The following is a 13,054-nucleotide window of genomic DNA, read 5'->3' as shown; positions in this document are numbered from 1 at the left end:
CAAATATTAAACACTTGATTATCAATACAAATGGTTTATAATTTTTATTTTCAAGTGAATTTTAAAGTATATATTGCCTACACAAGCCTTTAGGTTAAAGGTGCAATGCATATAGAAGAAATAAAAAAAGGCACGCCTAAGCATACCTTTATTAATATTCTTAAATAAATTGTATTTAAAATTTTACTGAAGTCAATGCCTTTATGCATTCATTAATATTTTCGGGATTTGCTCTGCAAAATGCATTTGCAGATTCTAAATCCGAATAATTGTTGACAGGTTTATTTAGTACATCTGAATTATAGATACTATCTATAATTGAACTATTAAGCTGGTTTGTTCTTTTATTATAATTAGCTTCTACAAACTCAACCAGATCATCAAAATAATTGTGTCCGGTTACATCAATTATTTTTTCACCAGGGTTTGAATTGATTTCAATTGCATAAATCTTTGCTTTGCCCTCGCTGTCGAGTATTTTCATTACATCGCACCCTGCAAAATTTAAACCCGGAATAGATTGAGCCATTTTTACACAAATGTCTTTTGTTTCGTTGTCGGCATCGATTTTTTTACCAATACCGCTTAAACTTACATTTGCCCTGATATCTGATTTAGGTGCCTGTCTTTCCATACTGCAAACAACTTTATCACCGACAACAATATGACGTTCATCTTTTCCACCATTGCTAATGAACTCTTGAAGTATTATTTTAACACCTTTTCGATAATAACTTTCAAGGGTCATATTAGTTTGCAAAGGGCTTTCCAGTATTATTATTCCTGCACCTTTTGAGCCTGTAATTTCTTTTAGAATGACGGGTAATTTACCAAGCTTTTCAATCATAAACTTTATGTTTCCGGGACTGAAGGCATACCATTGCTTCGGGACTTTAATCCCATTTTGTGAAAACTTTTGTGCTGCCTTAAATTTATCAGCACAATTGTTTATAGCTGTACCACTTTGAACGCAAAAAATACCGAGGTTCATTTGCAGGTGTTCAATTATGTTTGTTGCATATTCACGATTACTTCCAATTCTTGTAATACAGGCATCGATATCTTTTATTTTTACCCGATTCCCTTCAACGTCATCGTATATAGCATCAAAGCCGTTTACACTATCAGAAATGTATAGATTAAAATCAGTAGGATTTTTAAGTATTGGATTGTGCCCTCTTTTACGGCAAGTTTCAATTAGTTTCTCCTGGTTGGTTCCGGATAAGATAAGAATGTTTAAACTTTGTTTCATAATTTTATGGCTTTAATTATTTATAATTAATTTTCACTAATAGTTCCTTTGATAACTCTCTAAAAAATTGACTTTTAGAAATATTCCTTTCCAAACAATAATGATTTAATTGTTTTTTATCCTTTTCATCAAGTCGAAAAGATATTGTTTTATTTAGGGCTTGCAGATTCATCTTGTTTTTCCTGTAAACATAATTTTTCAATGAAGAAAACCAAAGGACAAGATTGTATACATCAGAATATCAATTATTTATTTGTTTAATTGAATTTATTTTGTATATTTGAATCAGAAATAAGATGCCCTCGATATCGTGCGAACGGTTCGGGGGTATTTCTTTTAAAAGGTCGAAATAAGATGACCGCTTTTTTTAATGGTGTAGAGTTTTTCTTTAGTTTTCTGATCATAAATATTCATAAAAACCCAGTCTGGAAATTTCTTTGATATAAAATCTCTGAATCGGTCTATTCTTTGCACCTTCCTATATTTAATGAATCCACAATTTCCGATGGTCTTATTGCCTGTAAATACGATTATATTATAAATTCTTTGGGTCATCTTATTTCGACTTTTTAATATTTAATTTTTGATTTTAAAAAATAAGTTACCTTCCTACCGAAACCCTTTAAATCACTTACTATATAAGCCTTATAAGTAGGAAAGTAAATTGCTTATGTTTTCTTACCCTTTTAAAATATTATTTAATTTAATTATCAACGGTAGCTAAATGGAAACTTAAATATTATTTATCTTACCGATTTATATAACAGTATATCAATTAATTATATGTTTCCGGTAACTTAGGTAAGTACTAACTGGTCAATTATAAAATATCCATACCTATCATTTTTATCTTTTCCTTTGGGATATTTTAACATGCTTAACGCTTTTCCTATCTGAACATTATTTAGTTTATTTTTAAACTCACCTTCAGTGAGGGTATTAATGCGCATAATAATTTCGGTTGCAGTCTTAAAATTTGCGGGATGTCTTTTCTCGTCGGGTTTAAAGTGCATTTCAATAAGTTCCCGCTCCATGGTTATTGCTTGATATTTTTTATTTCTTCTCTCGTTTTCAATAATTTCTTCAGGACTAAGTTGACAATCAAATTCTTCCGGGTTTGATTTGTATGTTTTATATAGCGCCATTGATTGAGAATACAAACTATCAATTGATATTTTCTTACTGTAATCCTTATTAATTTTTTTAATCTCGAAACAAACCCATCTTACACTCCCAGATTCATCAGTCAAAAAATCGGTTTTATTTGTTGAACCTATAAAGGAACATCTACGGGGTAGAATACTGTTCTTTCTATCATAAGGCAAGCGTTCATTAATTTGTTGTTTTGAAAATAAAGCTTTTAAACTGTCAATATCCTTTTTACTCATTACTGCTAATTCATCAATATTAATAAGCAGATTTTTTGTCAATAATATGCGGCTGTCCTTATCTGTACTAATATCTTCGGCTATATAATCAGAAAGTTTCGGGGGACAAGTCCAACGACAAAAGTATGTTTTGCCTGTATTTTGTTCAAAGCTTATAATTATAAACGCTTGTTTATTAACAAATTTGGAGTCTTTTGCGCAGGCGATAACTCGCACAAAATGTTTTTTAAGATGCTTTTTGAATATTGGCTTTTCATTTTCATTTTCCAATTCAAAATAATCTGCTAATTCAGAAATATAATCTCGGCCATCCCAATTTGGCAGCTTATCAAAATATTCATCAATAGGATCATAGTTTTTTATAAAACTTGACTTTAAAAGAGAAATGAGTTTGTCCTTCGTGATATTTACCCCGTTCTTTATAAGAAAAACAAAGAGATCGTCAATATTTAATGTACTATAATTATCATCGCTGTTTATAATCCTACTTTCAAAATCAAGTGATACTTTGTTATATCGTATCTCATAACAGGATTCAATTACAATTTCAGTCTTTGACATTATATCAATTCCAGTATTTTTTTGAGCTTTTAAGCTAATTACTGGAGTATCAGAAATAAGATTTTCTTTTGGTGTCATTTCTTATTCAATTGTCTCATAAATACTCGGAATACTACCCTTATTTAGATAGGTATATAAATCGCTTTTCTTAAAATATACCCTTCGCCCTCGTTTACTTTTTGGAATTAAGTTTTTGCTTGACAAGGCGTAAAGGGTGCCCCTGGGCATATCTCTAAGAATTTTTTGTGCCTCTTTAAAGTTTACCCATTCATTTTCTGTTTCATCGGGTCTTTTGAAATTAGCCTTTAAAGCTTTATCAATACTCTCGCTTATGATAGGTGTCATAACCTCTTTAAGCAAGTCTTTTAATTCTGACTTGTTTATCATAATAGTTGTTTATTAAAAATTGGGAGTAATGACTTTAGCGAATATCTTACTAAGTCGGTCTGATTGATTTTATGCTTTAAGCAAAACTTTTTTAATTCTGCCTGTTCAGTTTTAGAAATCTTAATTGCCAAAATCTTATCCTTGTTTTCTGATGCTGGTAGTTTAATCGTTGTTTTCATGTTTGTATAAATATTTGTTTAACGCACCAAATCTAAAGCCTTCAAAAGGCAAATTAAAAGACATATAAATAAATGTATATAATATTGATATTCAGTAACATGATAATTTTAAGAGATAAAAAAAACGATACATATAATTGAATATGTATCGTTATCATTAATTTAAATTATTGTTTTACAGGTATTTATATATTCGTATTACAAATATTACAACAAATTACAAAAAGGACAAAACACTGTTTTTTTTCAGATGTTATATTCGTCCTATTTATAAAATATTTTTATTTGCTTCGTCCAAAACTTCATTTTCAAACGAATCCAAATATACCTGAGTGGTTCTTTCGCTGTCGTGCCCTAAGTCGGCGCTGATAATTGAAGTAGAAACGCCGCTTTTTTTCATTATGGTTGCCCATGAATGGCGGGCAACATAGGTTGTTAAATTCAGGTTTGGTTCATTCAATCCAGGCAGTTCTTTAAGGTTTTTATTTACTTGCCCTATAATTTTGTGAATCCGGTTTCTTATACTCGTTTCAGTTTTATGATCCTCGCTAAGTATTGGAAAAATATATCCGTTATTACCCTGGTAATACTTTTCTTTATAGTAATCTAATACCTTTAAAGCTGGCTCTAAAATCTTTATTCCGTATATTTTAGCAGTTTTAGCCCTCTGGTATTGCAGTCTGCCATCAACTATATTGGACCATTTTAGCCGGGCAAGGTCCGTAAAGTTTAACCCCATATTATAATAACTAAACAAAAAGTAATTACGGGCATGTATATATTTTTCTTCAGTAAGCTTTAATGCTGCAATTTTTTGAATAATATCTTTACTTAATGCTCTCTTAGCCGTTTTAGTATTTAAGTCCGAAATTTTATATTCAATAAAAGGGTAATTTTCTTTTTTGCAATATCCTTCTTTTAATGCCGTATTATAAACAGCTCTAAGGGTGCGCATATAATATGAGATAGCTGTTTCCTTAGCTTCGTGTTCCCTAAAATATCTTTCGTATCGCTTAAGAAATGAATAAGTAATATCAGAAAAATAGAAATCTTTATCGTTATTGAATTTTTTTAATGAACGTTTTGAATCATTATATACCCTGGCGTTTCCCAGCTTGTTAGTTTTATTAAAGCGTTCTATTAATTCATCGTGAAATTTTAAGACTGTGATTGTCGTTTTCCGGTTGGTTAGTATTCTTGCAATTTCTTCAAGTGTGTAATCCCTTTTTTCTTCTTCATATTGTAGTATTAACCTTTCAGCATCGTTTATTTTGCTTCTGATTAATAGATTTATTCTTTTAGAATTTGGATGTTCCTTTTTGACTTTATTATCCTTGTTGTTATCGTCCCAAAGTTCTTCTGAACACGAATGCCCTATTGATATTAATTTGCGCTTTCTGTCCTTTATTATCCTTAAAGCTATTGGATTTTCTCCATTATTTAATTTTTTCCAGGAAAGCAGCATGACTTTAACGCTTGCCATTGCCTAAGACTTTAAATAATTATTATTCCGTAATTTCTCTAAACCACCTAATAAAAAAGATTTTTCTGGCAATTCTATATTACTGCTTTGAATAAGACGTTTTGCCCTATCAATGAAGTTCATTAACTCCATATTAGTATTGAATATTAAAAGCTGTTGAACCTGGTTGCCAATATTCTCAAATTGGTTATTGTTCCCACAAACATTAATATTAATTTGAATTATTTTTTCCATTTGTTATTTCATTAATGTTGCAATCGGGTGCAACATGGTTGCAACAAATTTAATAAATTATCACAAATTTCAATAAACATTCACAAACTAAATGCCATTAAAATATTGATATATAACACATTCAAAATTGTTCGGAAATACCCATAAAATGTAAAAAACAGCCTTCTAAGCTGTGGGTCGCGCGTTCGAATCGCGCCGAGATCACATCGAAACCCCTTCGTATGAGGGGTTTTTTTATTCGTGAGACTTTAATTTCATGAGTTCACGAAATGAATTTTTATAGTCGAATCCCGTTTACAATGGGACAGAAAGCGGGTGCGCGGGTAAATACCCCGCCTCTTGAGGCGAATAAAATAAAATCCTTTGCAGATACCCCGCCAGCTTGCTGCGGGGAGCTTCATTAAAGGGGTAAGCTAAAGTAGAAGGTATTTCCTTTGTTGTTCTGGTTGTTTCTAATCCCTACCTCTCCGCCGGATTTGGCCACAATTCGCTTTACAATGGGCAATCCCAATCCGTGCCCTTTTATGGTATCTTTTTGAGGGTGCACTCTGCTGAACTCGTTGAAAATTTCTTTTTGCTCGTTAAGGTTTAAAGCCAGTCCATTGTCTGTCACACTCCAAACAGCCATGTTGTTTTCGATTGTGCCATCAATTTGTATCGAAGGTGGGCTTCCTCCGTATTTAATGGCATTGCTAAGAAGATTAAACCATACTTCTTCAATCCATAAACTATTGCCTTTTGAACTTATCCAATGAGTAGGCTGATTAATTACCACCTCGAACTTGTTGATTTTGTCAGTAAGCCTCACAATGGCCGACTGTACAATCTTTTCCATATTTAAGGACGATACTTCCATGCTTTCGATATTTCGCAACTTAGCAAGCATAAGCAGTCCATCGATAATATCTTTTGCTTTTTCTCCAGTACCTAAAAGATTGGAAAGGTAATCGTCTTTTTCGGAGTCCGGTATAAGTCCTTCTTTCAGCAGTTTTGCAATACCTATCATTTGTCCAAGTGGACTTTTTAAATCGTGAGCAACAGTGCGTGCGTAGGCATCAAGTTCGGACAAAGCTTGTTTCTGTTCGGTTATGTCCCATAACACAATTACCAGTCCATAGGGATTATTCGATTTATCTCGGAATGGGGTAATCTTAACCTCATAGGTTCGGTTGTCATCGCCTAATCCAATTTCTGCATTTACTTCTGGAGTATTAAACGCAGGGTCAATCATTTTTTTGAGAAAAGGTAGAATAGAAAACAGGTGAGCACCCAGCAATTCTTTGTCTTGTTTATTCAGGATTATTTTTACGGCCGGATTTGTTTCGATTACCGACAGGCGGGAGTCGGTGATGATAACCCCGCTTTTCATATTTTTAAAAACCAATTCGTGCGCTACAGGGGCTACATCGAGAAATTTGTGATAAAAAATGGATGTCAGAAATAGTATTCCGACAACCACCAGCGCAAGGGGGGTAGGGTCGAAAGGTTCGATGGGGTTGTTATCGACAATAAAAAAGATATTCGGAAAAATGATGATAAGTATAGCCGATACCAGAAAATACAACTGACGGTGCATAGCTTTCGGCATTCTAACAATGCGTAAAACCAGAAATAAAATTCCGGTAAGCATCATCAGGTAGGAATGTGCTGTCCATAGATAAAACCCACCGGTGAAGTTTTTTTTAAAAGTGAGTATTCCTTTTACTTCTTCAATAATGTATGCTTCGTGAATTAAAGTATCGTTTGGTGCCTGAAGAATATTATAAATAGTGAACAACGGAATAATGCCAATACTGATCAGTACCCAGGGTTTAAGAAGAAAATCGTACTGAGTATAGATGGCTACAAATACCAGCCAGAGGTAAACGGCTCCTGCCATGCCAAGGTATTCGAGCTTCAACATAAGAATTTTAAACTCGAAATTTGTAGAAAATGTGCCCAGGGAGTAGGACAATACCCAGATAGTCACTAGCATCATCATAACACTGAACAAACGGGCTCCCCGCACAGGATGCATGCGCCAGGCGGCGATGCTTACAAAGATCGAAATTCCTGATGCCAGAAAGTAAACGATTGCTACCGGTGTGAAGTACCAAAAATCCATGGGACATGTTTTTGAAAGGGTGAAGATAATAAATTTAAAACGTAGTCGGATATTTGGTATAGTCTGCAAAAATTCTGGCAAAGTTCTTTTTTTTTCGCTGTGGTTCTGCAATGCATAAAGAAATGCATAAAGATTCTGTAAAAATATTCCTATATTCAAACATGATTATTGCGAAGCATATTTAGTATGAGTACAAAGAAAAACAATATCGATATCAACAGCGATTTGCATGAAAAACTCTCGATGCTTAGTAAAATGCTCATTAAGTCTTTTGGTTATGCAGATGCCGATCCTGATACCTTTTTGTTAAACGCCAGAAAAACTACTGAAACCATTTGCAAGTTTATATACAACAAAGAAATTGGCGAAGAAGACGGGCGAAAAATGATGTTGAACGACTTTGGCAGGGCCTTGGTTTCGAAACGCATCATTCCTGAAAGAATCGGGATACTTATTGGGACCATTCAAACCTACGGTAATTATGGTGCTCATGCCCAGGATGACTTAACCGAAACTCCGCGCGAATGGATTGCTCCCTGCCAAACTGCCTTGGCTAACCTTTCGAACTGGTTTTTTCTTGAATACCTCAAAGGAGAAATTCCAGGTGAATTGACCAATTCGTTAAGGAATATTACCGATAAAAAAACAGAAGTGCTTCGCAGCAAGAAGGGAAAAATAAAAAAACTTTTGTTGGCAGGTCTTGTGCTGATGTTCCTTATTGCAATTGTTTTCGTAATAAAGACTGTTCAATATCCGGCACAGGAAAATACCGAAGCACAAAATAGTACGAACGAAATGATGAATGAGCAATTGCCCGTTCTGACTCAGGCCGGTTTGGAATCTGAAGAAAAATTACTTACCAAATCTCCGGATGCCATCAGGTTAATGGTGTTGTATTTCCAAAACAGTTCGAACGACGTCTCTTTATCAGGATTGTCGAAAGGACTTGCAGATATGTTGATTACAGACCTTTCGAAGTTTTATATGCTGCAGGTTGTAGAGCGCGATCGATTGGAGAGTATTTTAAATGAACAGGATATATCGAATACAAGCAGATTTGATGCAGCTACTGCAGTAAAAATCGGAAAAATATTAGGTGCTGAGGTTTTACTAACAGGTTCTTATTTTGAGATGGCCGGTAACCTTAGAATCGATGCCCGCATCATAGATGTGGAAACCAGTGCTGTTGTTAAATCGGAGGGAGTTACCGGAAAATCGGAAACATTTTTCGAACTTGAAAAAGCATTGGCAAAAAAGATTCTTTCAGGTTTATCGGTAGAATTAAAAGAAGGTGAAGATCAATATCTTCGCACAACTCCTGCTAATGAATACGGACTTCAGACAGGTCTTCGCTATTCACAAGCACTCGATATGCTAGATAAGGGTAATGTCAATGAGGCTCGTTCACTTTTAAAATTAATCGTAGAGGAAGCTCCTCAGTTTGAAGCTGCACAAACTGCCCTGAAACAAATTGAGATATGAGCCCCAAGCGGATTTTTTTAAGCATCATAATTGGTATTGCAGCAATTACCAGCCAGGCAAAAACTATTGCTGTATCCTATTTTGACAATACCAGCAACGATGTCCGCTACCAGGCACTTTCGAAAGGTATAGCAGACATGCTAATTACCGATTTGTGGAGGGTTAAAGGTATTACTATTGTCGAAAGGGAAAGGCTTGAAGCCCTTCTTGCAGAGATCAAGCTTGGAGAAACCAAGTATATAAATCCGCAAACTGCCCAGCAATTAGGGAAGGGGCTGGGTGCAGATGCTGTGCTTACTGGTGCATTTATGGTTTTAGGCAACCAGTTGCGTATCGATGCCAGGCTGGTGGATGTTGAATCGTCTGAAATTCTTGTGGCTGAACAAGTAACAGGTTCTGTTTCAAATTTCTTCGAGGTGCATCGTGGTCTTGTATTGCTTTTAAGTGAATCGCTTAAACTTAGTAAGGAACAAATAAACCAGGCAGACATCAGATATCAGCCCGTAAGTTTATCTGCCGTCGTTCAATATTCCAATGCAATAGACTATTCTGACCAAGGTCTGGATACAGAGGCAGCCAATTCTTTGGAATATGCATTAAAAGAAAATCCCGGGTTTTTGCAGGCATCGGATAAACTTGGCATTGTCCGGCAAAACCTGATAGTAATCGATAAACAACGCGAAGCAATACTGAACCAGCAAATCGAAAGCATTCTTGCCAACATCGATGTTACAGTGCCAAATTATGGAACAACTGTTAATAATAGCTGGTCTGCACTGGTAGCATCCTTTTCATACCAAGCTTTGCTGGAATTTAATAAACGCTTAATTCAAAAAGGTGTCGATAGAAATGCTCTTCTGTTCGGCGAAACCATACCTCTCACTCTTGGCGAAATGATGGATATGTATACTATATTAGCTTATACCATGCTGAAAGAGCATCGCCAGGTAATTGACCGGTCGCAGGTTTTTATGCAAGAGTATCCTACCAGCAATTATTTTATCAGCATACGTTCTTATTTAAACATGTCGCTTTCGGAGTTGGAAGAGAGGGAGCGGGGAGCTCAGCAAATAGAGATGGCACTGGCTCAGAACAGAATGCTTCAGCATGTGGAATATCTCGATCGGTTTGAATGGGACACGAAATTTTTAAGTAATGCAGATAAGGATCAGTTTAGTGACATCATTGCATCGCAGGTTATTGCCTATTTTAATTCTTACCACCAGTATTTCGCTGATTTTGAAGCCGATGATTTGGAAGATTTATTCGAGATTTGTTTGGAACTTAAAATGCCTGATCAGGCAGAGGCATTGATTTCATTAGCCAATGAATTGAATCAATCAATCGAAAACGATGAACTCATCTTCGAAATGCAGGAAAGTCTTGACGAATTCTATGAAGAAGAGGATGATAAACGTGCTACTCAGGAAAGCTTTCAGGCTGAATATTCCGCGTCCAATCCGAACGAATTATACAGTTTTGTTACGAAAGCCTATGCTATGCTCAGATGCGAAGCATATGCGTTAGTGGAAGAGATCTCGCTCCGATACTTATCTGCTAATGATCAGCGCAGTTCTGAGCAGGTAGCAATAACCAAGGCAAAGGCAATGGATAACCTATTCTCGGTTTATGAGGAAACTGGTGAAGTTGGCAGATACGAAAAACTCCTTGACGATTTTGAGAAGCAAGGACCAAAGCTTTTCGATAATTCTACCGAGTTCGAGGAGATAAAGAAAGATTATCAGAAAAACCTTCGATCCTTAAAATCTGCTCAACGATTGTATATTGAACGCTTACTGAATTACCCTTTGCAACAAAAAATAGTGGCAAGCGAGGCCGATATTTGTCGCGATAATAAGCAATATCTTCTTGAGATTAAGCTGCGCAACCAGCTTTTGCGCCAATTTGAATTATCTCCCCAGGAAATTGTTTTACAGCGATACGGCATATTTAATTCAAGCACTGCCTTGGGCCATTTCGACGAGGCCCGAAAACAGGCCGGTTACATCATTCAGTTGGATACTGAAGGCATATACAGCCAGGCAGTTAACGCTACTCTTGGTGTTTTACCCCGATAAAAATGAACCAGGAAAAAGAAAAACAATATCAACAAATTGACAGACGCAACAAGGCGATTTGGGAAAGACGCTACAGCCATGGACGTGAAGCTTTGGTTGAGGGGCAGGAAGTGTTGCGGCAAGCCGAAGCACTGGGCTATATTGAAGGCAAAGCCGAAGCCCTCGTCTATACCGGGTTGTTACGATACTGGTTTGATGAAGACGCCAATTACCTTTCCGATCTGTTGTTTGCCAACGATCTTTTGAATAATTCCTCAAATAAAGTGCTATTATCGCGCTTAAATTCGATTTTGGCCGGAGTTTATGACCAATTTGGCGACTATGAAAAGGCCTTGGATTTAGCCAATAAGGCTATTTGTTTTGCGCGCGAAATGGATGCAAAAAGTGAATTGTCGGATGCAATCACTATGCAGGGTCAGGTTTTTTTACGCCTTGAGGATCATGTTCAGGCTACCTTATCTTTTCAGCAAGCACTGGATTTGCGCCGTGAGTTAAACGATCGCAAAGCACAAGCCTCATCCCTAAACCTTTTGGCCAGATGCCAGGCTCTTAGAAAGGATTTTTTATCTGCGCTGGAATATTATCATCAAGCCCTGGAAGTGCGTGAAAAAGATGGAGACAGATTTGGATTGCCATGGACATATCTTGGACTTGCCGATGTAGCCTTTCAGCAAGGTGATTTTGAACTTGCTAAAAATTATTATTTAAAGGGACTTGAACTAAACTTATCCATCTCTGACCTGCGCTACGAAGTGTTGTGCCGGAAAGGTCTGGGCGAGATTTACCAACAAACAAAGGAAACAGAAAAGTCAGAAGCGGAATTGCTTTCGGCATTGGAAAAAGCAGAACAAATAAAGATAAAGCCATTACAAGCCGATTTAAATAAATTACTTGCCGGCTTATACGAGATAAGAGGAAATTTTTCGAAAGCCTATCCGCACCTGAAACTATACAGCCAACTTAAGGAAGAAATATTGAACAACGAGTCGGCAAACCGAATCCGCAATCAGCAAATTGCTTTTTCGGTGGAAGAGACACGACAAAAGGCTGAAATTTATCAACTTCGCAACGTAGAGCTTAAGAACGCCATTGATATAGTCGAAGAAAAGAACAGACAAATTACCGATAGCATTAACTATGCCCGGCGCATTCAGGCTGCAGTTTTTCCACCGGATAGTCTAATTAAATCGGCATTACCCAAAAGCTTTATTGTATTTCTGCCAAAAGATATTGTAAGTGGCGATTTTTATTGGATTAACAGCAAATCTGATAAATTATTTTTTGCCAACGCCGATTGCACTGGGCATGGTGTGCCAGGTGCCTTTATGAGTTTAATAAGTAAGATAAGCCTCGACAGGGCTCTGCATGAATTTAATCTTGATACGCCTTCTGATATTCTTACGAAATTGGGTTATTTGTTGGCCGATGCATTTAAACAGTCCGAAACCGATGTGAAGGACGGAATGGATATTGCTCTTTGTTCGTTCGATAAAAAAAGCTCGTTGCTTAGTTTTGCCGGAGCCAGGCATCCATTGTACCTTTTACGTGGTGAAGAATTAATTATGTTTAAAGGAGATAGAAATAGCATAGAGGGTAACTGGCAGGAAATATCTTATACCAACCACCAAATTCAATTACGACCCGGTGATCGCTTGTACATTTTTTCTGATGGTTACATTGATCAGTTTGGGGGCGAGGAGAATCGAAAATTCCTGCAAAAGAATTTCCGCGAGCTATTGCTCGAAACCCGCCAAATGGGTATAGAGGAACAAGGGTTAATTGTACTCGATCGTTTCAACAAATGGAAGGGTAGCTACGAGCAAATTGATGATGTAAGTGTAATAGGAATCGAAATTTAGTTTTTTTCTAGCTTTAAAACTAAAGTTTGTCATATTCTTATCGCAGA

10 protein-coding genes are annotated in these 13,054 nt (G+C 36.1%); 3 read left to right on the top strand and 7 right to left on the bottom strand.

Annotated features, from left to right (window positions below; genetic code table 11):
* Window positions 1-175: 175 nt before the first annotated feature.
* The 7 genes from IPM71_01620 to IPM71_01590 form a co-directional block, all read right to left on the bottom strand.
* A complete protein-coding gene (locus IPM71_01620) occupies window positions 176-1,252 on the bottom strand; it encodes an ATP-grasp domain-containing protein (GenBank protein ID QQS51448.1) in 1,077 nt (358 codons plus the stop codon).
* A gap of 16 nt (window positions 1,253-1,268) precedes the next feature.
* On the bottom strand, window positions 1,269-1,424 hold the full coding sequence (locus IPM71_01615) for a CopG family transcriptional regulator (protein ID QQS51447.1): 156 nt from the start codon (window positions 1,422-1,424) through the stop codon (window positions 1,269-1,271).
* 625 nt (window positions 1,425-2,049) lie between these two features.
* Window positions 2,050-3,279, bottom strand: coding sequence for a virulence-associated E family protein (locus IPM71_01610; protein ID QQS51446.1), 1,230 nt, complete (start codon window positions 3,277-3,279; stop codon window positions 2,050-2,052).
* A gap of 3 nt (window positions 3,280-3,282) precedes the next feature.
* Window positions 3,283-3,588, bottom strand: coding sequence for a helix-turn-helix domain-containing protein (locus tag IPM71_01605; protein QQS51445.1), 306 nt, complete (start codon window positions 3,586-3,588; stop codon window positions 3,283-3,285).
* 447 nt (window positions 3,589-4,035) lie between these two features.
* The gene (locus IPM71_01600; GenBank protein QQS51444.1) at window positions 4,036-5,250 is read right to left on the bottom strand and encodes a site-specific integrase; all 1,215 of its coding nucleotides are present in this window, start codon (window positions 5,248-5,250) and stop codon (window positions 4,036-4,038) included.
* A gap of 3 nt (window positions 5,251-5,253) precedes the next feature.
* Complete coding sequence (locus IPM71_01595; GenBank protein ID QQS51443.1) at window positions 5,254-5,484, bottom strand: hypothetical protein; 231 nt, start codon at window positions 5,482-5,484, stop codon at window positions 5,254-5,256.
* Between the two features lie 400 nt (window positions 5,485-5,884).
* Window positions 5,885-7,588 (bottom strand): PAS domain-containing protein, encoded by a 1,704-nt coding sequence (locus IPM71_01590; GenBank protein QQS51442.1) that lies wholly within the window; start codon window positions 7,586-7,588, stop codon window positions 5,885-5,887.
* A 186-nt stretch (window positions 7,589-7,774) separates the two neighbouring features.
* On the opposite strand from IPM71_01590, the gene IPM71_01585 reads away from it, so the two are divergent.
* The 3 genes from IPM71_01585 to IPM71_01575 are packed head-to-tail and all read left to right on the top strand — an operon-like array spanning window position 7,775 to window position 13,007.
* Window positions 7,775-9,070, top strand: coding sequence for a DUF4145 domain-containing protein (locus IPM71_01585; protein ID QQS51441.1), 1,296 nt, complete (start codon window positions 7,775-7,777; stop codon window positions 9,068-9,070).
* On the top strand, window positions 9,067-11,148 hold the full coding sequence (locus IPM71_01580) for a hypothetical protein (GenBank protein ID QQS51440.1): 2,082 nt from the start codon (window positions 9,067-9,069) through the stop codon (window positions 11,146-11,148). The genes IPM71_01585 and IPM71_01580 overlap by 4 nt, the downstream gene beginning before the upstream one ends.
* Window positions 11,149-11,150: 2 nt before the next feature.
* A complete protein-coding gene (locus IPM71_01575) occupies window positions 11,151-13,007 on the top strand; it encodes a tetratricopeptide repeat protein (GenBank protein QQS51439.1) in 1,857 nt (618 codons plus the stop codon).
* The last annotated feature ends 47 nt before the right edge of the window (window positions 13,008-13,054 follow it).

The sequence above is a fragment of the Bacteroidota bacterium genome (assembly GCA_016699695.1).
Classification (GTDB): Bacteria; Bacteroidota; Bacteroidia; order Bacteroidales; family UBA10428; genus UBA10428.
This window is presented reverse-complemented; position numbering and strand designations above follow the sequence as displayed.

Bases quoted from the DNA above. Each gene is read 5' to 3' on its own strand.
- IPM71_01620 (QQS51448.1), bottom strand. From the start codon at position 1,252: ATGAAACAAAGTTTAAACATTCTTATCTTATCCGGAACCAACCAGGAG.
- IPM71_01615 (QQS51447.1), bottom strand. From the start codon at position 1,424: ATGAATCTGCAAGCCCTAAATAAAACAATATCTTTTCGACTTGATGAA.
- IPM71_01610 (QQS51446.1), bottom strand. From the start codon at position 3,279: ATGACACCAAAAGAAAATCTTATTTCTGATACTCCAGTAATTAGCTTA.
- IPM71_01605 (QQS51445.1), bottom strand. From the start codon at position 3,588: ATGATAAACAAGTCAGAATTAAAAGACTTGCTTAAAGAGGTTATGACA.
- IPM71_01600 (QQS51444.1), bottom strand. From the start codon at position 5,250: ATGGCAAGCGTTAAAGTCATGCTGCTTTCCTGGAAAAAATTAAATAAT.
- IPM71_01595 (QQS51443.1), bottom strand. From the start codon at position 5,484: ATGGAAAAAATAATTCAAATTAATATTAATGTTTGTGGGAACAATAAC.
- IPM71_01590 (QQS51442.1), bottom strand. From the start codon at position 7,588: ATGGATTTTTGGTACTTCACACCGGTAGCAATCGTTTACTTTCTGGCA.
- IPM71_01585 (QQS51441.1), top strand. From the start codon at position 7,775: ATGAGTACAAAGAAAAACAATATCGATATCAACAGCGATTTGCATGAA.
- IPM71_01580 (QQS51440.1), top strand. From the start codon at position 9,067: ATGAGCCCCAAGCGGATTTTTTTAAGCATCATAATTGGTATTGCAGCA.
- IPM71_01575 (QQS51439.1), top strand. From the start codon at position 11,151: ATGAACCAGGAAAAAGAAAAACAATATCAACAAATTGACAGACGCAAC.